The following is a 21,203-nucleotide window of genomic DNA, read 5'->3' on the forward strand; positions in this document are numbered from 1 at the left end:
AAGCATAACCTCTCGTGTCGGCGAACACAAGTTCGCTCTCGATGTTATTTACCTGCGATAACTTTTCGTTATATAGAAGTACTTGCATCGAACGGGGTTCGATATTAGCGTCTTCAACCAACCGGATCGTCGAACCGGTTCACACACTCAACGAAGAGAGAGACCATGCCACGCAGAATGCTGCGCACCAGAATGAGTAGGGCGGTGACCGGTCTGAGCGTCCTCGCCCTGGGCGTCGGCGCCGCCGTCGTCGGGGCGACCCTCCCGGCGCAGGCCGAGGGCCTGACCCTCAGCGTCGACGTCAGCCAGACGGTCCGCCCGGCCACGCAGGTCGCCGCGGGCGGCCTCTACGGCGTCGGCTCGGACACCCAGCCGACCACCGACATGCTGCTGCCGCTGAACCCCACCAGCTTCACCCAACCCGCCCCCGGCACCACCCATCTCGGCAACGGCGCGACCGAACCGTGCTGCGACTCGATGGATGTAGGGCAGAACATCACCAGGGCCGGCGCCCAGCAGTTCATCCGGATGCCCGACATCTACCCGACCTTCCCCTACGACTGGCAGGGCTGGGACGACTGGGAAGCCAAGGTCACCAAGCAGGTCAACGACCGGCTGGAGCGGACCGACCTGACCAACGTCCACGGCTGGGAGCTGTGGAACGAGCCGGACTGGACGTGGGACACCGAGGAGGCCGGATCGTTCAACGACGGCTGGACCCGCACCTACAACCTGGTGCGCTCGATCGATGACGTCACCCCGATCGTGGGCCCGAGCCCGTCGGTCTACCGCCACGACGACATGCTCGACTTCATGACGCACGCCCGCGACACGAACACGCTGCCGGACGTCATCGTCTGGCACGAGCTCGACGACGGGAACTGGAACGCCTTCGACGACCACGTCGCCGACTACCGCGCCATCGAGGAATCGCTCGGCATCGAGCCGCGCGAAATCGCCATCAACGAGTACAACAGCTTCAACGAGATGGACATCCCGTCGGTGGCACTGCACTGGATGAGCGTCTTCGAGCGCCACGGCGCCCGCGAGGCCCACCGCGCGTACTGGTTCGAGGCCGGCACCTTCGACGGGCTGTTCACCGTGGACGGGAACCGGCCGACCGCCTCGTACTGGATGTACCGCTGGTACGCGGACATGACCGGGAACATCGTGCAGACGACCCCGGAGAGCTGGATCGACGGAGTGGCCTCCTACGACTCCAGCCGCCAGATCGTCAACACCATCTTCGGCGGCGACTGGGGAGACAACACCGTCGACGTCTCCGGGCTCGAAGCCCTCGGCTCGCAGCAGGTCGACGTGACCGTGACCTCCACCCCCGGCTCCGGGCGGAACACCGCGGTGGAGGCGCCCACCGTCGTGAGCGAGACGACGATGGACGTCTCCGGCGGCCAGATCTCGGTCCCGGTGGACGACATGGACGCCACGGCCGTCTACCAGCTGCTCATCACCCCGGCCGGCGGCCCGACCACGGACTGGCAGCAGGTCTACGAGGCCGAGAACGCCACCGTCGTCAACGCCAACACCTTCGGCTCGGACAGCGCCTCGAACGGGTACTACGTGGGCCAGATCGACGGCGACGCCGACATGCGCTCGGACTCCTTCGTGGACTTCACCGTGAACGTCCCCGCGGCCGGCGACTACACCATGACGATCGACTACGCCAACGGCACGGGCGCGACCTCGACCCACGGCCTGGCGACGGGCGGCGCCTTCACCGAGGTGTCGTATGAACCGACCGCCGGCTGGGGCCAGTTCGAGTCCACCGACGTGACCGTGTCCCTCCGGGAGGGTTACAACATCATCCGCCTGGCGAAGGGCGCGCCGAACTTCGACGGCGGCACCGGTTACGCCGAACTCGACCGGATCACGCTGTCCTGACATAAGCGGCAAGGGGAAGGGGCGGGTGGCCGCAGCGCAGGGCCACCCGCCCCTTCCTATTCGATTGTCGAGATGGGACGTTGCTCGATCTGTTCAGTTGTGTCCGAAGGGGTCTAGAGACCGCCCGCGATGGCGTTAATGAGCGAGCCATTGGCAGTATCGCCCGAGAGCTCCCAGGAGAACGCGCCTCCCAGACCCTGGCTGCCCGCCCAGTCCATCTTGGAGGCGATGGTCGCGGGAGTGTCGTAGCTCCACCACTCATTGCCGCAGTGGGCGTAAGCGGTACCCGCGACGGTGCCGGTGGCCGGGCATTCGTTCACCAGGACCTCGTAGTCGTCGATCCCGGCCTCATAAGTGCCCGGCGCCGCCCCGGTCGCCGAGCCGCCCGGTCCGGCCTGGGTCACCCCGGTCCAGCCGCGCCCGTAGAAGCCGAAGCCCAGCAGCATCTTGTTCGATGGGACCCCGAGTTCCTTGAGCTTGTCGATGGCGGTCTCGCCGTCGAAGCCGGCGATCGGCTGGCCCGAGTAGCCGCTGAGCGGGGAGTGCGGGGCGGTGGGCCCGTCCGCGTCCCACGCGCCGAAGAAGTCGTACGTCATGACCATGTAGAAGTCGACGTAGTCGGCCGCCCCGGCATAGTTGCCGAGCTCGATCTTGCCGCCGTCGGTGCCGTCAGCACTGATCGCGGAGGTCACCAGCTCGTTCCCGAACTCGGCCCGCAGGGCGCTCATCAGGCCCGCATAGGCCTCGGTCCCGCTGGTGTCGCAGGTCAGGCCGCAGGCGTTGGGGTACTCCCAGTCAATGTCGATGCCGTCGAAGACGCCGTCCCAACGCGGGTCGTGGATGAGGTTGTAGCAGGACTCGGCGAACGCGGCCGGGTTCTGCGCGGCCTGGCCGAAGCCGCCGGAGTAGGTCCAGCCGCCGAAGGACCAGACGATCTCCAGGTCCGGGTTGAGCTCCTTGAGCTTGCGGAGCTGGTTGAAGTTGCCTCGCAGCTCCTGGTCCCAGGTGTCGGCGACGCCGTCGACCGACTGGTCGGCGGTGTACGACTTCTCGATCGCGGCGTAGGAGTCGTCCAGGGTGCACTGGCCGTTCTTGACATTGCCGAAGGCGTAGACGATGTGGGTCAGGTCCTCGGCCGAGCCGGAGTCCACGATGTTCTTGACGTGGTAGTTGCGGCCGTAGACGCCCCACTCGGTGAAGTACGCGGCGTTGATCCCGCCGGTCTGGCCGGGCTCGCCGGTGCCCGGGTCATCGGTGGGATCTTCGGTCGGGTCCGGTGAAGGCGTGTCGGTGGGGTCGCCACCGTCGCCTCCGCCGCAGGCGCCCAGGGATTCCCAGACGCCCCACTCGCCGGTCGTGCCGGGTTCTTCTCCGGTGGTCCACCACTTGGCGTTGTACTCGGTGCCGTTGTGGCTGACGTGGTCTCCGCCGACGTAGACGGAGCCGGAGTTCCAGGCGGTGGAGCAGGCTTCCGCCGCGCTGGCGCTGAAGGGGTTGGCGACGATGTAGATCGCGCCGCTCGCGACCACGGCCAGGGCCGCGGTCAGCGAGGCGATCATGCGTCGGGTTTTCAGTCGTCTCAAGGGGGGCCTCCCAAATGTTAAGATACTTAACTGATAGGTCTCTTTATCTTTACGGTCCCTTCGACTGAAGTCAAGGTTTCATGGACAAAACCTTGAATTGCCGGAATTGCACGCTCCGTGCCCCGTCACCCGGAGTGAGCAATTCCTCAACCATTTCGTGTTGCGCGGCAACGCTATCGTGTTCGAGAAGGCAGGCAGGGCCTGAGGAGCGGATCGGCATCGGTCCGCTCCTCGTTTCGGTTTCGGGGGTTCAGAGCCAGCCGTTTCGCTTGAACCCCAGGTAAAGCAGCCCGCAGATGGCGGCGATGACGGCCATGACGAGCGGGTAGCCGAAGGTCCAGTGCAGCTCGGGCATGTGCTGGAAGTTCATGCCGTAGATCCCGGCGATCGCCGTGGGCACCACCGCGATCGCCGCCCAGGCCGAGATCCGCCGCATGTCGTCGTTCTGCCAGGTGCCGATCTGTCCCTGGTGGGCGGTCAGCACGGTCGTCAAGAGACTCATCTCGGTCGCGAGGGAGGTGTCCACTCGCACCAGACGATCGGCGACCTCGCGGAACCGCGGCAGGTCGAACAGCTGGCGCGGGCTCTCGCGGCGCTTGACGGCGTGCGCGAAGGGCGTCAGCGGCCCGACCGCGTCCTGGAACTGGAGCGTCTCCCGGATGAGGAAGTAGATGTCCTCGTTGCGGTCCTTGCGGTCGCCGGAGAAGACCGCCTTCTCGAGGTCGCCGACGTCCTCGGAGAGGGCGGCCAGAGCGTCCTCGTAGTCGGAGGCGACGCTGTCGAGCAGGGAGAAGACGGCGAGCGCGGGTCCGCCGCCGCGCAGTTCGGCGTCGTCGGCGAGGCGCCGGCGGGCGCGGCCGGTGGGGTCGGAGGCGCCGCGTCTCACCGTGACCAGGGATTTCCCGTCGGTGTAGGCGGCGAGTTCGCCGGTCTCGACCTGGCTGGTGTCCTCGATGTACCAGACGGTCTGGACGAGGAGCATGACCGTGCCCTCGTGGTGCTCCACTTTGGGGCGGTGGGCGGCGCGGCCACCCCGCAGGCCGAACTGGTCGAGCCCGAGGGCCGCGAGGACGTCCGGGAGGTCGGTCTCATTGGAGGCGTCGAGGTCGCCCCAGAGGTAGGCGCCGTCGGGCAGGTTCCGCGCGGCGGTCTTCAGGGTGGCGGCATCACCACTGTGGTCGGTCACTCCGCCGGGGGCGACCACCGCGTAGTCGACCATGCGCGAACCTCCTCGGACCCGAGTCTAGGAGGGCTTCGGTCGGTATGCACCCGCTCCGGTCAAGCACCCCGGACCGGAGGCGCGCGGCGGGTGGGCCACCCTGGATCAGGAATGCCTAGCGGGCGGGCCACCCCGAAGGGTGTGGGTGGGAATGGGGTGAGGACGGAATACCCACCCACCCGGGGAGCCTGGCCCCAACATTCCCTCGCGGGTGCGACAACTTGCGGGCCCGCGACGCCCCTGCCGCCGCGATGTCACTCGAAACAGTTAGCTCCCGCGATCAACATGGTGCGTCGCCCGGCGCGTCTAGTCTCCGTAGACGATCCGGCGCGCCGCGTCATGGGCGAGGCGGGTCAGGCGCCGGTAGTGGTTCAGGAATTCCTGGGTGTCCTCGCCGAATCCCAGCGTCTGCGCCAGCGCGGCCAGTTCCGCTCCCGAACGCGGCAGTTCGTCGCGCGGCACCCCGCGCGCCAGCGTCATGTCGTTGCGCACCCGTGAGACGAACTCCCACGCCTCGCGCAACTCCGCCAACGACACGCGATCCAGATGCCCGGCCGCGGCGGCGGCCTCCAGCGCGGGCACCGTCCGCGTGGTGTGGAGTCCGGGCTCCTCGCCGTGTTCGAGTTGCAACAGCTGCGCGGCCCACTCGATGTCGACCAGTCCCCCGCGTCCGAGTTTGGTGTGTCCGTTGGGATCGGCACCCCTCGGAAGCCGCTCGGTATCCACGCGCGCCTTCACCCGCCGGAACTCGACGCGCTCGGCCTCGTTGAGCCCGCCGGGCCGGTAGCGGATCCCGTTGGCGACGGTGGTCCACTCCTCCAGCAGCTCGGCGTCACCGGCGACCGGCCGGGCCCGCAGCAGCGCCTGCCGCTCCCACAGCCGCGCCCGGTCGGTGTAGTACCGCCGGTACGCCGCGAGGCTCGGCACCAGCGTGCCGCCCTTGCCCTCGGGCCGCAGGTCGAGATCGATCTCCAGTGGAGGGTCGGCCGTCGGCGCGGACAGGAGCCCCCGAACGGACTCGGCAATGCGCCCGGCGGCCTTGCGTTCGACATCGGTCTCACCGCCGTGAATGAACACCACATCGGCGTCGGAGCCGAAGCCGGTCTCGCGTCCTCCCAAGCGGCCCATGCCGATCATCGCGATGGGAGGGGCGTCGGGGACATCGCGGGAGGCTACGGCGAGGCCCGCGTCCAGCACCGCGTCGGTGAGGTCGGACAGGGCGATGCCGACCTGCTGGTCGTCCAGGAGCCCGAGGAGGTCGGCTGCGGCGATGCGAATGAGTTCACGGCGCCGGATGGCGCGGACCGCCGAAACCGCGTGGGTCGGATCGGTATGCCTGGCGGCGGCCTGGCGCATGCCCTGGGCGAGGTCTTCGCGCGCGCGGGGGGTCAGGTCGGCATTGTCCGAGAGGTACCGCAGCGATTGCGGCACGTGGAGCAGCAGACCTGTGAAGTAGCGGGAGGTGCCGAGCAGGCGGGCGAGGCGGACGGCCGCGGGGCCGCCGTCGCGCAGGAGCCGCAGGTACCAGGGGGTGGAGCCGAGTTTGTCGGAGACCTGCCGGTAGGCGAGCAGGCCGCGGTCGGGCTCGGGCGAGTCGGCGAGTTCGTGGAGGACGACGGGCAGGAGCGCGCGCTGCACGGTGGCGGTGCGGCTGACGCCGGCGGTGAGTCGCCGGATGTGGGTCAGGGCGCTCTCGGGGTCGGCGAAGCCGAGCACGGCCAGCCGGGAGGCGGCCTCGGACTCGGTCAGGCGCAGTTCGACGGTGGGCACGCGGGTCACGGCGTCGAGCAGCGGCTTGAAGACGAGCTTCTCGTGGAGGCGGCGGGCGGTGGCGGCATGGGCGCGCCATGCGGCGTGGAAGCCCTCGTCGGAGGTGTAGCCGAGGACGCGGGCGAGCTGGTGCAGCGGCTCGCCGCCGGCGGGGACGCGGTGGGTGCGCAGGAGGCGCTGGAGCTGGAGGCGGTGTTCGACGGTGCGCAGGAAGACGTAGGTGCTCCGCAGGTCCTCGCCGTCGCGGCGGGCCAGGAAGCCGCCCGCCTCCAGCACGTCGAGCGCCTCCAGTGTGGGGCGCACGCGGAGCGCCGGGTCGCCGCGGCCGTGGACGAGTTGGAGCAGCTGCACCGCGAACTCGATGTCGCGCAGGCCGCCCGGGCCGAGCTTGATCTCGTAGCGGCGCTCGGCGGCGGGCACCGATTCGGCGACCTTGCGGCGCATGTCGCGGATGTCGGCGACGACGCCGGGCCGGTTCGCGGCGCCCCAGATGAGCGGCTGGACGGCGGCGAGCCAGTCGAGCCCGAGCTGGAGGTCCCCGGCGGCGGGCCGGGCCTTGAGCAGCGCCTGGAACTCCCAGGTGCGGGCCCAGTCGCGCAGGTAGGACAGGTAGGAGTCGACGGTGCGCACCAGGGCGCCGTGGCGTCCCTCGGGCCGCAGCCCGGCGTCGACCGGCCAGGTGGCGGGGCCGACGATCTGGATCATGCGGGCGGCCTGGCGGGTGGCCAGGTCCAGATCGCCCTCGGCCACGAAGACCACGTCCACATCGGAGACGTAGTTGAGTTCCTCGCCACCGGTCTTGCCCATGGCGATGACGGCCAGACGGGTCTCGCCCATGTCCATGGAAGGACCCAGCTCATTGCGCGCGAGTTCGAGGCCGCGGGCCAGGACGGCGTCGGCCAGGCGGGAGAGGGCGGCCGAGGTGGCGGCGAGGTCGGCCTCTCCGGTGAGGTCGGCGGCGCTGATGCGGAGCAGGTTCGCCTTCCACTCGAAGTTGAGTCGGGACGCTCCGGCGGACCGGATGCGCTCGAGACCGGTGTCCTCGGACTCGGTCAGGGCGGCCTCGGTCTGCGGGTGGGCGCGCAGGAAATCGGCCAGGGCATTGCTGGCCGCGTTCACCGCCAGGCGCGCTTCGTCAGTGTCAGGCATCGATGATCGGTAGCGCCTTCCGCCCACCCGTCGCCCCGCCCGCAGCCCCGAACTCGACTGAAGCAGTGTTCTCACCCGTCGCGACTCCCGCGAACCGCTGGATGATCGGCTTCCAGGTCTCCACGATGTGCTCATCGACGTCGGCGGCCTTGGCCAGCGCGGCCTCGTCGAAGACCCCGAAGCCCGCGAGCTGCTCGGGGGTGAATTCGAAGTGCGACTGGACGCCCCAGGCCGAGGCGCCGATGCGGAAGATCTCCAGTGCCCCGTGCGGGGAGGCCGCCAGGAGCGTCGCGCTCTCGGGAAGTTCGACGAGTTCCTGTGTGCGCCAGCGGATCACGTCGATGGTCATGGGGGCGGCGGCGAAGACCGGGTCGTATCCGGCGGCGTCGCGCTTGGCGAGCATCCGTGGCCCGATCGGCTGGTCCGAGTCCTCGACGCGGCCGCCGAAGGCGGCGGCCAGCAGGCGCGAGGAGGAGCAGATCGCGAGGGTGGGGGTGGCGTCGGCGACGGCGCACTCGAGGAGTCCGACCAGTTCGTCGGTCCAGTCCTTGCCGCGGCCGCCGCCGAGCGCGATGAGCGCCTCGTGTCCGCCGGGGCTGTTCGGCACCGGCTCACCTCGGTGGGGGCGAATGAGGTCCAACTCGAGTCCTGCCTCGGTGAGCCAGTCGGCGGCCCGGCCGAGCCCCTGCGCGGGGTCGTTCTCAATGACTAGTGCGGTGGAGGTCACTACCCCATGCTAATCCGTTGCACGCGCCTCGCGTGACGCTCCATCGCCCCGGGTTCCTCGCCGGCCCGGGCCCGTGGAGTTCCACAGAGTCACAGCGGACACTTCCGTTTACAGGCGTTTGATAACGATTCGGTGACAAACGGGCCGAAAGTGATTTCGAGCCCGGGAAAGATTTTTCCCCCGCGCTCACACCTGCACGTCCAATATGGATTCCATCCGGATCGACTCGCAGGTCATAGCGCGCGCTAGTTGAGAATGATATTCACATAGTTACATATCGTGCATAAAGTGCGTTTACGAATCATTCAAGAAAGCATGCTTATCATTGCGGTCTTCTCGGAACGATCCCCCGAACACTGGAGATCTCTTGACCGTCAACGAATCTGGGGAGCGCTCTCTCACCAGCGACTGCGGGAACGTCACCGTCACCGTAGCCACGGGCGCGTCCCCGAAGGTCGAGCTCGCCGACACCGCCACCCGCATGTACGCGCGGGACCTGGCCGAACTCGTCACCACCACCGCACATGCCGCCGCGGACGCCGCCCGCGCCGAGGCCCCCGAAACCGCGGCACCGTCGATCGACGACGCCATCGCGCAGCTCGCCAAACTACGCGGCGACCTGCGCGACAACGGCTTCGAGGCGACCATCGAGCAGCTGCGAAAGGACGCCGCGCCTCTCGGCGAGGCCGACACCCCGCGCGACTCGCAGTTCACCGGCGGCCCGACCGGCCTGGCGATGCCCCCGTTCGCGGTCGAGATGCTGGACAGCTCCATCGCACTGCTGGAGCGCTTCAAGAACCAGCCGCCCGGCAGCGGCAAGGGCGACGAGGAGGCGCAGCCGACGGGCACCGCCAAGAGCGAGAGCAAGCTCGTCGCCATCGAGTCCACGCTGGCCTACCCGATCGCCTCCGTGTGGCTCAGCAAAAAGGCGTGCGAGGTCGGACCGAAGGTCCTGGCCCAAGAACTCACCGAGACCGCCGCCGCGGCCGCCGCCGACCTGGCGGGCCGGGAGGACGACTACTTCACCGGTCTCGGACTGCCGCTCAGCCCCGGTGATCTCGGTCCGATCGTCCAGGAGAACCAGGCCAGGGGCGACCGGGCGACGCAGGACCTCGCCTCGCTCCAGGAACAACAGCGCGACATGACCCGACTCTTCAACCAGGGAGGCTACTTTGCCTAATATCGACGGCGATCGAATCGACAAGCTCGGCACCGACATCGAGAGCGAGGTCGGCGACATCCTCGTCAAGGCCAATGACGTCATCCCCGTGTTCCGGACGCTCGACCAGACGCTCTACACCTCCGTCGATCCCTCGCTCGCCATCGCCTACACGTTCGCCACCAGCTACATGAGCTCCATGGTCGAGGGCGCCGTCGAATGCTTCACGGGCTTGAACACGGACCTCACCGAGACCGCGAAGGACTGGGGCAAGGCCGACGAGGCGGCCGCCAAGGACCTGAGCTGACCATCGCCCCGCGATCCTAAGGAACGTCACCACATGTCTTACACCGCCCCGGATCCCGCGCAGTTCGCCCAGATGGAGCAGGCCTATTCGTACATGGCGCCCGCGGCCGCCATCCAGATCGTCATGCCCACCTTCACCTTCTTCGGCCCGTGCAACCAGATCTCGCGCATCATCTACATGAACCAGTGCAACCCCGGCTTGATCATGCAGGTCGCCGCCAACTGGCTCAAGCTCGCCGAGCACTACCTGGCGGCGAGCGAGAAGCTCAAGGAGAAGACCGGAGAGATCAGCGAGGACGACTGGTCGGGAGACGACCGCGATTCCTTCGACGACAAGTCCGGCAAGATGGACGCCCAGCTGGTCATCATCGCCGCGTTCGCGATGCACGTGGGCATCTCCCTGTTCATCATCGGCACGATGCTGGCCGTCCTGGTCCCCCTCATGCTCGCCGTCGCCACCTCGCTCTTCGCGATGTCGGTCATGTACACGGCCTTCAGGTTCATCCCGGTGATCGGGCCCGGGGTGGCCGCGAGCATCCACGTCATGGCCACCGCCACCGCGGGGTCCTGCCTGACGGTCCTGGAGGCGCTGGACAAGGCGATCACCCTGGCCGCCAAAACGCTGGCGAGTTTCATCGGGGCCAATATGGGCGCCTCCTGGATCGCGCTGGCCACCAAGGGCAACATGATCAATCCCCTGGACACGATCGGTTCGACCGGATTCAGTCTGCTCCAGGGACTCTCGCAGCTGGCACTGCGCAACCTCATGGCCCCCGGCCGCAACGCGACGAGCAGCCTCGCGAGCGCCTCGCCCAAAATGAACAACTTGCTCATGAAGAACAATCCCCACCTGATCAACTTCGCCGGCGGCCAGGGCGTCTACAACATCGGCAACAACATCAACGGCGACGTCAACCCGGACGGCGACGCCCAGCGGTGGGACCGGCAGACCGGGGTCGACTTCGGCGGCCTCGACTTCATCCCCAACACCTTCGAGGACCAGGCCCGCGAGGACGACGGGGAACCGCAGTGGCGCGACCCCGACAAGTACCCGAAGGACCAGCAGGAAGACGCCTGACCAGGCGCGGAACCGATCAACACCTGAGAGCAGATTGGCAGCCCGATGGCAGCGAGAGAAATCGACACCGAGGCCCTGGAGGAATACCGGTCGGTCGTCCGCGACCAGCTGGAACTCCTGGACTCCATCATCACCAAGCTCGAGAACGGGCAGCCGCTGGGCCGCCTGCCCGCCTTCGGGCAGCTCGACGCCTCGGTGACCGCGAAGCAGAACTACGAGACCTTCCACGAGACCACCTGGACCAACCTTCAGAACCTGCGGGAATCCCTGCACGGCATGATCACCACCCTCAACGACTCCGCGGAGCTGTCCGAGGAGGCCGACGCGGCCGCCGAAAGCGACCTGAACGACTACGACTCGGCCCTCGCCTGATGAGGGCCGCGACCCGGGTGGCAGGGACCGCCGCCGCGGTGGCCGCCGCGCTGGCCCTGGCCTCCGCTTGCAGCACCGGCACCGATCCCGGTGCCGACACGAGCGGGTCCGCCGAGACCGGTTCGCTGTCGTCCATGTCGGACTGGCTGGGCTGCGACGTCTTCGCCGACCTGGAAGCGCTCCAAGAGACCCTGGGCGTCACGGCCGTCGAAGGGGAGCTGCAAAGCGACGGCCTGAACGAGGGCGTCGACGCCGAGGCCGCCGGCTGCTCGGGCCTGTTCGACCTGGCCGCCTTCTCCGACACGCAGGGTTCGTTCGACTACGAGTCCACCGGCGACGCGGCGATCCGCGCCGGCCTGGCGCCCTGGGCCGGTGAGGAGGAGGCCGCGGCGAACTTCGCCGATCGCGTCGGCGTCCGCGAGGACAATCCCGCGGGCCTCGACTACACCGACGAACAGGAGGGCGAACTCGGCGGCGAGTGGGACGAGAGCCTCACCGTCACCGCGGAGACCGCGCACCGCACCTATGTGGACGTCTACGGCCGGTACGGGTCGTGGGTCGTCTACGTGTCGGTGGACTACCTGCACGACCCCGGCGTCGGCGCCTACGAGTCCGCCCCCGAGCTCTACCCGGACTCCAGCGCCGAGCAGCTGGCCGTCTACCCCTTTACAACTGCACAGTTCACCGACTGGATCTCGCAGGAGTACCTGCCGCAGGTCCAGTCCGACATCCTCGAACGAGTCGAGAGCGAGTAGCGGCGATGGCCGAAGAAGAAGAGTTCGAGCGCCAGGATTACGGCAAGACCGACGAGGGGCAGTCGACCTCCTCCTATACCGAGGCGCAGAACAACCTCCTGGTAGCGCCCCAATGCAGCACCGATTCATGCACCTGTAGCACCGAGGAACCCGCCGAGGCGGCCTGGGTGAAGCTGATGTCGGCGGTCCCCCAGGCGAGCCAGATCAATAACCTGCGGGCTGCCCGCGAGGGCACCATGATGCTCCCCGAGGGGCAGACGATCCAGAGCATGGTCTCCTCCATCCGGCCCCAGCCGGAGGCGGACTACGCCCTGGACACCATCCGGGACGAGTGGACGGACTTCCACGAGCAGTTCCGCGTCATCGGTCCGAAGCTGGAGCAGGGCCTGGCCGACCTGTCCAAGCTCTGGAAGGGCGACGACTTCGACGCCTTCGAGGAGCAGAGCGAGACCGTCATCAAGAACTGCCGGACCCTGCTCGACGACATCGGCGGGGAGGACGGCACCGACGGCATCGTCAAGGTCCTCGACGACAAGCAGCTGGAGATCTTCGAGCAGCAGGGCGGGACGGCCTGCGTCTACCCGGCGCCGAAGTTCTACATGGAGGGCACCAGTTGCGGCTCCCACCGCATCCACATCCGGCCCCCGTTCTACAAGAACTGCGTCATCGAGGAGAACGACGAGATCAAGCACGCGGTCGAGCTGGCCGGCTTCGATCCCACCGTCGTAGACGAGGTCCAGGAGGGCCGCCAGGCCGAGTACGACCGGTGGCTGGAGTACGCCACCGCCAATCCCGATTACGAGGTCGACGGGCTCAAGGGCGAGGAACTGGCGCAGAAGAAGGCCGACGAGTACGCCGACCGGGAACTTGTCGCCATGGGAGCCAAGGGGTCCGAGCAGCTCGAGGAGCAGGCCGCGATCGTCAATGAGGAGGTGACCGAGCGGCACTCCAATGTCGAGGCCCAGGTCACCGAGATCGAGCCCGACTCCAAGCCGAGCGAGACCACCACCTTCAACGACGGCCAGACCGACATCCCCGACAACGGCGGGCTCGACATCGGCGACGGCGGCACCGGCATGCCCGACCTCGGCGGAGGCGGGGGCGGTGGAGGCGGTGGGGGCCTGGACGACATGGCCCCGCCCACGGACCTGAACAGCCTCAACAACTCGAACTCGGACGGGCTCGGCGGCACTGGCGGCCAGGGCGGCAACCTTCCGAGCGACTACACCGGCGGCAGCAACGACCTCAACGGGCTGGGCGACGAGAACCCGTTCGGCCCCGGCGAGGACCCGGACGGCACCGCGCCCGACGGCGATATCGGCAACGTCGGCAATGTCGGCAATACGGGCGGGCTGCCGCCGACCGACTACTCCAGCCCGAACGGGCTCGACGGCCTGGACGACTCGCCCTGGTCGCCGTCCGAATCCGACCCGGACGATCTCGACGGCGGTCTCGCCAGCGGCGGCAACGGCCCGAGCAGCCCCAGCCTCACCGCCCCCGGCGCCCCGCCGAGCAGCCCCGGCGGCCCGAACCTCACCACCACCGGCGTGCCGTACCGGCCCAACGGCGGCACGACCGGGCGGACCCCGTCCCCGGCCACCGGGCGCGGGCTCGGCAGCGGGCGGGGCATCAGCTCCACCTCCAATGGCGGCCGGGGCATCAGCTCGACGTCGAACGGCAAGGGACTGGGCTCGGGCTCGGGTTCCGGCGGCCGCGGGATCAGCTCCACCTCAGGCGGCAGCGGGCTGCGCGGTGGCGCCGGTGCGGGCGCGGGCATGGGAGCCGGGGCGGGATCCGCAGCGGCCGGCAAGGCCGGCTCGGTTTCCGGCGGCGGCATGGTCCCGGGCGCCGCAGGCGGCGGGAAGGGTCCCGGAGACGACCCCGAGAGCGACCGCGAGGTGTTCCTCACCGAGGACGACGACATCTGGGGCGGCATGCCCGAGGACGAGGACGAGGACCCCTTCGCATAGGGCCGGGCCCGCAGACCGGGCCTTGCCCTCGAGACGATCGGGGTGCGGAGCGGCACCGTGCAGCCGCCTCGCGCCCCGATCCCCTTCACGGGAAACGGCCGTGGGGCCTGTCCCGGATCGATCGATCCGGGACAGGCCCCACGGTCTTAGTCGTGTGTCCGCTTCTGCGGGCGCTCAGAGGTTGATGTACCTGCGGCGCTCGAAGGCGGTCACCTGTGTGCGGTAGTCCTCCCACTCGCTGCGCTTGTTCTTGAGGAAGTAGTCGAAGACGTGCTCACCCAGGACCTCGGGGACGAGCTCGGAGGCCTCCATCGCGTCGAGGGCCTCGGCGAGGTTCGACGGGAGCGGCTGGTAGCCGGCGGCGACGCGTTCGGCGTTGGTCAGCGACGCGACGTCGTCCTCGGTGCCCGGGGGCAGTTCGTAGCCCTCTTCGATGCCCTTGAGGCCGGCGCCGAGCAGGACGGCGTAGGCCAGGTACGGGTTGGCGGCCGAGTCCAGCGAGCGGATCTCGACGCGGGCCGAGTTCGGCTTGCCGTAGGCGGGGACGCGGACCAGCGCGGAGCGGTTGGCCTTGCCCCAGGACACGAACGAGGGCGCCTCGGAGATCTGGCCCGGCTGGGGGCTGGTGAAGAGGCGCTTGTAGGAGTTGACCCACTGGTTGGTGATCGCGGTGAACTCGGGCGCGTGGCGCAGGAGTCCTGCAATGAAGGCCTTGGCGGTCTTGGAGAGCCGCTGCTCGTCGCCCGGGTCGTGGAAGGCGTTGTCCTCGCCCTCGAAGAGCGAGAGGTGGGAGTGCATGCCGGAGCCGGGCTGGGTGGTGAACGGCTTGGGCATGAACGAGGCGGTCACGTCGGAGGTCAGGGCGACCTCCTTGACGATGTGGCGGAACGTCATGATGTTGTCCGCGGTGGTCAGCGCGTCGGCGTAGCGCAGGTCGATCTCCTGCTGGCCGGGCGCGACCTCGTGGTGCGAGAACTCGACCGAGATGCCGACGCGCTCGAGCGCGATGATGGCCTGGCGGCGGAAGTCGCGGGCCGTCGAGTGCGTGGTGTGGTCGAAGTAGCCGCCGTCGTCGACGGGGACGGGGTTCTCGCTGCCGTCCTTGAGGAGGAAGAACTCGATCTCGGGGTGCACGTAGAACGTGAAGCCCCGGTCGGCGGCCTTGGAGAGGGACCGGCGCAGCACGTGGCGCGGGTCGGCCCAGGACGGTGCGCCCTCGGGGGTCAGGATGTCGCAGAACATGCGGGCGGACTCGCCGATGCCGCGGCCCTCGAAGGGGAAGACCTGGAAGGTGGTCGGGTCAGGCATGGCGACCATGTCGGACTCGTAGACCCGCGCGAAGCCCTCGATGGCCGAGCCGTCGAACCCGATGCCCTCCTCGAAGGCGGATTCGAGCTCGGCGGGGGCGACACTGACGGACTTGAGGGTGCCGAGGACATCGGTGAACCACAGTCGCACGAATCGGATATCGCGCTCTTCGAGCGTCCGGAGCACGAACTCCTTCTGGCGTTCCATCGTGTCTCTCCTCTAGCTGGTCCTGGGGCGGCAATTCTCTCACTTGATTGTGTCCCCGACGTTAACCCAGGCAAACGTCGCTGCGAACGCGACCGAGGTAGATTCGTGAGCGTGTTCGCAGGAACGGTTACTCAAATGTGGCGGTGGCCCGTCAAAGCCCTTCGGGGCGAGACGGTCCGGTCCGCTGTGGTCGATCGGAACGGCATGGCCGGGGACCGGGTCCTCGAGGTGTTCAAGGCCGGTTCAGACGATAAATTGTGGGGCGGCTCGCACCCTCGGATGATGGAGTGGGAGGCGGCCTGGCCCGCGCAGTGCGGCTGCGCCGACGGCACCGGCGACGCTCCCGTCGTCTACGAGCCGAGCGGGGCCGCCTGGGCGGCCGACGACCCGGACCTGCCGGCGGTCATGGCCGCCGACCTGGGTGAGGACGCGATCGAGCTGCGCCCGCACGGCCGCTCCTACGGGCGGCTCCTGGTGGTCTTCGAGGCGAGCCTGAAGCGGCTCTCGGAGCAGATGGGCCGCGAGATCGAGGTCGAGCGCTTCCGCCCCAACGTGCTGTGCGAATCCGACGCCGACGCCTTCGCCGAGGCCGGTTTCGAACCGGGCTCGCGGATCCGCTTGGGCGACAACGACTTCACCGTCCAGAAGCCGTGCGAACGGTGCATCCTGCCGAGCTGGGACCCCTATGGGCGCCAACGGGACAAGGACCTGCACAAACACATCGTCAAGGAGCTGGACAACCGCTTCGGCATCTACGTCCGAACCGAGGCGAAGGCGACTATCGCCGTCGGCGACCAGATCAGCGGTTGAGAGCGGTGAAAGCGAGGACGCCCTGAGCCGGGGATCGGTCGGCTCAGGGCGTATGACCAGCATAAAACGGCGGACCGACATCCTGTGTCCCAGTCGATCAGGCCCGGCACGAAACGGGGAGTCACGCCAAACGCTCGGTCACCCAGCGGTGGATGAACGGGTACAGCTCCTCAATGGTCGAAACTGAGACGTCGGCGGCAGGCCATGGCCTGCCGAAGTGGTCGATGTAGGCGGTCGCGCAGCCATAGTCAACGGCCGGGGCCAGGTCGTTGCGGGGAATGTCGCCGATGCTGAGCAGCGAGGACGGGTCGCGGCCGTCGAGCAGGTCGTCCAGGATCTCGGGCATGCCGTCGGGCTTGTTGGCATCGCCGATGACCTTGTCGAACAGTCCGTCGAGGCCGAGCCGGTCGAGGACCGGCTCCAGGCTCTCGGCCGGGGCGTTGGTGGCCAGGTAGATCTCGACCTGCCGGGGCAGGCCCCAGATCATCTCGCGCAGGCCCGCCGGGGCCCACACGTTGAACTGGCCCTCGGCCATCAGGGCGCGGGTGTCCTCGTAGGCGGCCTGACGGACCTTGTCGTCGATGCCGTAGTCGCCGGCGAGGCGGCGCACGGCGTTGTCGGGGTCGAAGGCGTCGAAGGTCGAGCCGGTGGTGGGTTTACCCGCGACGAACGCGGTGTGGGCGTCGAGGAAGGCTTTGCGGTCGTCGGATTCGAGCTCCGAGGCGACGAGGCGGGCATAGTGGGCGGCGTGCTCCCAGCCGAGCCGGACCGTGCCGTCGTAGTCGAAAAGCAGGATAGCGTCGTTCACGTATTGAGACGCTACGCGAATCGTCGCCTCCCCCAAAGGAGAAGGCGACGACACTCACCAAAGAGTTTCAGCTTCAATCGAAACTGTGCTCTGCCGTCGGGAAGGACCCGGCCCGCACATCGTCGGCGAATGCCTTTGCGGCGCCCTGCAGGACGTCGGCGACCTCCGCGTAGCGCTTGACGAATCGCGGGGCGCGGCCGCGCCGCATCCCGGCCATGTCCTGCCACACCAGCACCTGCGCGTCCGTGTCCGGACCCGCTCCGATGCCGACCGTGGGGATCGCGATCTGCTTGGTGATCTCGGCGGCGACCGAGGCGGTCACCATCTCCAGAACCACGGCGAAGGCCCCGGCCTCGGCTACGGCGTGCGCGTCGGCCTCGACCTCGGCGGCGGAGGCGTCGCGGCCCTGGACCCGGTAGCCCCCGAGCATGTTCTCGCTCTGCGGGGTGAAACCGATGTGGCCCATGACGGGAATGCCCGCGTCCGTCAGCGCCCGGATCTGGGCGGCCATGCGGCGCCCGCCTTCGAGCTTGACCGCGTGGGCGCCGGCCTTCATGAACCGGACGGCGGTCTCCAGGGCCTGCGCCGGACCGGCCTCATAGGACCCGAACGGGAGGTCGGCGACGACGAGGGTCCGCATCGTAGAGCGGGCCACGGCCGCCACCAGCGGCACCAGCTCGTCGACCGAGACCTGGAGGGTGGTCTCGTAGCCGTATACGTTGTTCGCCGCGGAGTCGCCGATCAGCAGGGCCGGGATCCCGGCCTCGTCGAACAGGGCGGCGGTGTACATGTCGTAGGAAGTCAGCATCGCCCACTTCTCACCGCGCTCTTTGGCTTCGATGAGGTGGCGGGTGCGGACGCGTTTGACGTTCTTGCCCGGCCCGTACAAGCTCGGGATCTCGTCGGGGGAAGTCGATGCTGTGCTCTTCGAAGGCGCCGTCATCGTCGTAACTCCTGAATCTCCTCGTGGCCGGACGAGCCGGTCCCCGGGTAATTACGGAATCAAGACTAACGCTCATCGATGTCTCCGCGGCCGGGTGAAGGGGCGGTGTGACAAACTACGCCGCCCCCTCCCCTATTTCCCTCTGAACCGATTGGTGATCGGCAGGCGCCGGTCGCGGCCGAAGGACTTGACGGTGATCTTCGTGCCCGGCGCCGATTGGCGCCGCTTGTACTCGGCCCGGTCCACCAGGCCGGCGATCCGGTCCACCACGTCGGCCGGGTAGCCCTGTTCGACCAGGTCCTCGCGGCCGCGGTCCGAGTCCACGTAACCGGAGAGGATGCCGTCTAGGATCTCGTAGTCGGGCAGCGAGTCCGAGTCCTTCTGGTCCGGGCGCAGCTCGGCGCTCGGCGGTTTGAGGATCGTGTTCTCGGGGATCGGCTCGGTCTCCCCCAGGCTCCGGGCCTTCGCATTGCGCCAGGTCGCCAGCTCGTAGACGAGGGTCTTGAGCACGTCCTTGATCGGGGCGAACCCGCCGACCGCGTCTCCGTAGATGGTCGAATAGCCCACCGCGTACTCGCTCTTATTGCCAGGTGCCAGCACCAGGTGCCCGTGCTGGTTCGACAGGGCCATGAGGATATTGCCCCGCACCCGCGCCTGGAGGTTCTCCAGCGCCAGACCCGATATTCCGATGTCCGCGAGGTAGGAGTCCACGATCGGCTGGATCTCCTCGACCGAGTGGTTGATCCCGCAGCGCGCGGCCAGGTCGGCGGCGTCGTCCTGCGAATGCTGCGAGGAGTACCGGCTGGGCATCGCGACGGTGTGGACGCGGTCGGCCCCGATCGCGTCGCGGGCGATCACGGCCGTCAGCGCCGAGTCGATGCCGCCCGAGAGCCCGAAGATCACCGACTCGAAGCCGTTCTTGCGCACGTAGTCGCCCAGGCCCAGGCACAGGGCCTCCCAGATTTCCTCCAGGCGCTCCAGGTCGGGCGCGTAGGACGGCTCGATGCGGGTCTCCATCGCGGCCGGCTCCGCGGAGATGACATGGAGCGAGGTGCTCATCGTGGTGCCCGAGTGGTTCGCGACGTCCGCGCCGGAGGCGGCCGCGAGTTCGACGTCGGTGATCAAGAGCTCGGAGGAGAAGCGCCGGGCGCTGGAGAGGATCTTGCCTGCGGTGTCGGCGATGAACGAGCCGCCGTCGAAGACGATCTCGTCCTGGCCGCCGACGAGATTGAGATAGGCGATCGGGGCACCGACCTCGGCCGACCGCTCCTTGACGAGCGCCAGCCGCCGCTCGTGTTTGCCCTGCTCATAGGGGGAGGCATTGATATTGACGACGAGTCCGGCCTCGGCCTCGTCGGCCGCGGTGATCGGGACGCCGCCCCAGATGTCCTCACAGATCGTGAACGCCACATCGACCCCGCCGATGCGGGCGAGGTGCAGTTCGTGGCCGGAAACGAAGTACCGCTCCTCGTCGAAAACTCCGTAGTTCGGGAAGTGGTGCTTGTAGTAGCGGAATAGGACCTTGCCATCCTGAAGCAGCGCCAGCGCATTTCGGATGCCCCGTCCGCCGACCGCACCGATCCTCTCGGGGATGGGTCCGTCCGAGTCGAGGTAGCCGACGGCCACCGGGAGGGCGCCGTGGCCGTCCTCGGCGAGTTCGGCGGCGAGGCGGATCAGCCGTTCCCGGCTGGCCTCTACGAAGGAGTGACGCAGCGCCAGGTCTTCGACGGGGTAGCCGGTCAGCGACTGCTCCCCGGTGGCTAGGAGGTGCGCACCGGCGGCGGAGGCCGCGCCGGCGGCGGCGCGGATGAGGGCGGCGTTGGCGTCAAGGTCCCCAACGACCGGGTTGTCCTGGGCGAGTGCGATACGGAGCGTCGGCATGCGCCTATTCTTCCGCGTCGGGCACCGCTTCGTCATCCGAGTAGGGCAAAGATGCCTCGGATTAACTCCAATGGCGCAACATGAGGACGATCGAGAGGACGACGCCGTATATGACGATGGCCGCCCGCAGCGGCTTCTCGGGGATCTTCTGGAACACCCTGGCGCCGAGGTAGCCGCCCAGGAAGGTCGCGGGCACCAGGACGCCGATGGCCCACCAGGCGACGTCCGCCCACACCCCGTACATGACGCTGGTGACGACGCCGACGAGCATGGTGCAGAAGTTCTTGAGCGCCCCGACGCGGACGAGGGATTCGCTGAGGCTCATGGCGATCACGGCGATGAGGATGAGCCCGAGCGCGGCGTTGAAGTACGAGCCGTATACGCAGCCGGCGGCCACGCCGATGTGGAGCGCCACCGGGTGGAGGTCCCTTCCGCCGTTGAGGGCGGTCACCTTGCGGTTGACCCAGGGTCCGACCGCCATGAGGAGGGTCGCCCCCAGCACCAGGAACGGCACGATGTTCTCGAAGACCTCGTGCGAGGTATTGAGCAGCAGCAGCGCACCGCACACGGAGGAGACCAGGGCGGTGGGAATGAGCTGGAGGGCCCGGCGTCTCTGGCCGCGCAGGCCCTCGCGGGAGCCGACTGCCGCGGCGGCGTAGGCGGGGGCGACCGCGATGCCGTTGGTGGCGTTGGCCTGAAGCGGCGGGACGCCGACGGCGATCAGGGTCGGATACGTGATGAGCGATCCGCCGCCGGCGACGGCGTTGAGCCCGCCGCCGGCGAGCCCGGCGAGCAGCAAGGAGGAGACCTGGAGCAGATTCATGGCCGGGACAGCGTACGCTTGGCCGCTGGGACGAGACGGCTAGGCGGTCGCGTCAGTGACAGAGTTCTGTCGCTGCCGAGGAACGTCCGGGCTCCTCAGGGCAGGGTGGTTGCTAACGGCAACCCGAGGTGACTCGCGGGACAGTGCCACAGAAAACAGACCGCCGGTCTTCGGATCGGTAAGGGTGAAACGGTGGTGTAAGAGACCACCAGCGCCGCAGGTGACTGCGGCGGCTAGGTAAACCCCACCCGGAGCAAGGTCAAGAGGAGCCGCAAGGCTCTGCGCGAAGGTTCGAGGGCGGCCCGCCCGAACCCCTCGGGGTGCCTTCGCGGGTAGACCGCTCGAGCGCGTCGGCAACGGCGCGCCTAGATGGATGGCCGTCCACGACAGGACCCGGCGTACCGGCCGTCTCGTCTCCCAGTTCGAACGATGGGTA

The 21,203-nt window shown here is 68.3% G+C and carries 17 protein-coding genes and 1 other RNA gene; 9 read left to right on the plus strand and 9 right to left on the minus strand.

The features are described from left to right. The first annotated feature begins 165 nt into the window (after positions 1–165). Positions 166–1,899, plus strand: coding sequence for a carbohydrate-binding protein (locus FAB82_RS05190; protein WP_211116384.1), 1,734 nt, complete (start codon positions 166–168; stop codon positions 1,897–1,899). A gap of 113 nt (positions 1,900–2,012) precedes the next feature. Here the strand turns inward: FAB82_RS05190 and FAB82_RS05195 are convergent, their stop codons facing one another. The 4 genes from FAB82_RS05195 to FAB82_RS05210 all read right to left on the minus strand — a co-directional run bounded on the left by FAB82_RS05195 (position 2,013) and on the right by FAB82_RS05210 (position 8,347). Next, positions 2,013–3,458, minus strand: a complete 1,446-nt coding sequence (locus FAB82_RS05195) for a glycosyl hydrolase family 18 protein (protein ID WP_136533602.1) — start codon at positions 3,456–3,458, stop codon at positions 2,013–2,015. 274 nt (positions 3,459–3,732) lie between these two features. Next, a complete protein-coding gene (locus FAB82_RS05200; RefSeq protein WP_136533482.1) occupies positions 3,733–4,701 on the minus strand; it encodes a magnesium and cobalt transport protein CorA in 969 nt (322 codons plus the stop codon). Between the two features lie 306 nt (positions 4,702–5,007). Further along, on the minus strand, positions 5,008–7,620 hold the full coding sequence (locus FAB82_RS05205) for a bifunctional [glutamine synthetase] adenylyltransferase/[glutamine synthetase]-adenylyl-L-tyrosine phosphorylase (RefSeq protein WP_168801426.1): 2,613 nt from the start codon (positions 7,618–7,620) through the stop codon (positions 5,008–5,010). Then, positions 7,613–8,347, minus strand: a complete 735-nt coding sequence (locus tag FAB82_RS05210) for a type 1 glutamine amidotransferase (RefSeq protein WP_136533484.1) — start codon at positions 8,345–8,347, stop codon at positions 7,613–7,615. The genes FAB82_RS05205 and FAB82_RS05210 overlap by 8 nt, the downstream gene beginning before the upstream one ends. Before the next feature lie 367 nt (positions 8,348–8,714). Between FAB82_RS05210 and FAB82_RS05215 the strand changes: the two genes are divergently transcribed. The 6 genes from FAB82_RS05215 to FAB82_RS05240 are packed head-to-tail and all read left to right on the plus strand — an operon-like array spanning position 8,715 to position 13,987. Then, the gene (locus tag FAB82_RS05215; RefSeq protein ID WP_136533485.1) at positions 8,715–9,527 is read left to right on the plus strand and encodes a hypothetical protein; all 813 of its coding nucleotides are present in this window, start codon (positions 8,715–8,717) and stop codon (positions 9,525–9,527) included. Then, the gene (locus FAB82_RS05220) at positions 9,520–9,813 is read left to right on the plus strand and encodes a hypothetical protein (RefSeq protein ID WP_136533486.1); all 294 of its coding nucleotides are present in this window, start codon (positions 9,520–9,522) and stop codon (positions 9,811–9,813) included. The genes FAB82_RS05215 and FAB82_RS05220 overlap by 8 nt, the downstream gene beginning before the upstream one ends. 33 nt (positions 9,814–9,846) lie before the next feature. Then, a complete protein-coding gene (locus FAB82_RS05225; protein WP_136533487.1) occupies positions 9,847–10,890 on the plus strand; it encodes a hypothetical protein in 1,044 nt (347 codons plus the stop codon). Between the two features lie 45 nt (positions 10,891–10,935). After that, positions 10,936–11,262, plus strand: a complete 327-nt coding sequence (locus tag FAB82_RS05230) for a hypothetical protein (protein ID WP_136533488.1) — start codon at positions 10,936–10,938, stop codon at positions 11,260–11,262. Continuing rightward, positions 11,262–12,017, plus strand: a complete 756-nt coding sequence (locus FAB82_RS05235; protein WP_136533489.1) for a hypothetical protein — start codon at positions 11,262–11,264, stop codon at positions 12,015–12,017. Before FAB82_RS05230 ends, FAB82_RS05235 begins: the two co-directional genes overlap by 1 nt. Positions 12,018–12,022: 5 nt before the next feature. Beyond that, positions 12,023–13,987, plus strand: a complete 1,965-nt coding sequence (locus FAB82_RS05240) for a hypothetical protein (RefSeq protein WP_136533490.1) — start codon at positions 12,023–12,025, stop codon at positions 13,985–13,987. Positions 13,988–14,161: 174 nt separating this feature from the next. Here FAB82_RS05240 and FAB82_RS05245 read toward each other — a convergent pair whose 3' ends face one another. After that, positions 14,162–15,502, minus strand: a complete 1,341-nt coding sequence (locus FAB82_RS05245; protein ID WP_136533491.1) for a glutamine synthetase family protein — start codon at positions 15,500–15,502, stop codon at positions 14,162–14,164. A gap of 186 nt (positions 15,503–15,688) precedes the next feature. Here FAB82_RS05245 and FAB82_RS05250 point away from each other — a divergent pair, with 186 nt between their 5' ends. Beyond that, complete coding sequence (locus FAB82_RS05250; RefSeq protein ID WP_168801427.1) at positions 15,689–16,312, plus strand: MOSC domain-containing protein; 624 nt, start codon at positions 15,689–15,691, stop codon at positions 16,310–16,312. A gap of 121 nt (positions 16,313–16,433) precedes the next feature. Here FAB82_RS05250 and FAB82_RS05255 read toward each other — a convergent pair whose 3' ends face one another. From FAB82_RS05255 to FAB82_RS05270, 4 genes are all read right to left on the minus strand, one after another. Beyond that, a complete protein-coding gene (locus tag FAB82_RS05255; RefSeq protein WP_136533493.1) occupies positions 16,434–17,120 on the minus strand; it encodes an HAD family hydrolase in 687 nt (228 codons plus the stop codon). 73 nt (positions 17,121–17,193) lie between these two features. Then, positions 17,194–18,063, minus strand: coding sequence for a 3-methyl-2-oxobutanoate hydroxymethyltransferase (gene panB / locus FAB82_RS05260; RefSeq protein WP_136533494.1), 870 nt, complete (start codon positions 18,061–18,063; stop codon positions 17,194–17,196). A gap of 132 nt (positions 18,064–18,195) precedes the next feature. After that, positions 18,196–19,944: an NAD+ synthase gene (locus FAB82_RS05265; RefSeq protein ID WP_136533495.1), complete on the minus strand. Its 1,749-nt coding sequence runs from the start codon at positions 19,942–19,944 to the stop codon at positions 18,196–18,198. A gap of 61 nt (positions 19,945–20,005) precedes the next feature. Continuing rightward, complete coding sequence (locus tag FAB82_RS05270; protein WP_136533496.1) at positions 20,006–20,767, minus strand: sulfite exporter TauE/SafE family protein; 762 nt, start codon at positions 20,765–20,767, stop codon at positions 20,006–20,008. Positions 20,768–20,798: 31 nt separating this feature from the next. Between FAB82_RS05270 and rnpB the strand changes: the two genes are divergently transcribed. Beyond that, an RNA gene (rnpB, locus tag FAB82_RS05275) (RNase P RNA component class A) lies at positions 20,799–21,184 on the plus strand. Positions 21,185–21,203 lie beyond the last annotated feature (19 nt).

Source organism: Glycomyces buryatensis, assembly GCF_004912275.1.
GTDB classification, from domain to species: Bacteria; Actinomycetota; Actinomycetes; order Mycobacteriales; family Micromonosporaceae; genus Glycomyces; species Glycomyces buryatensis.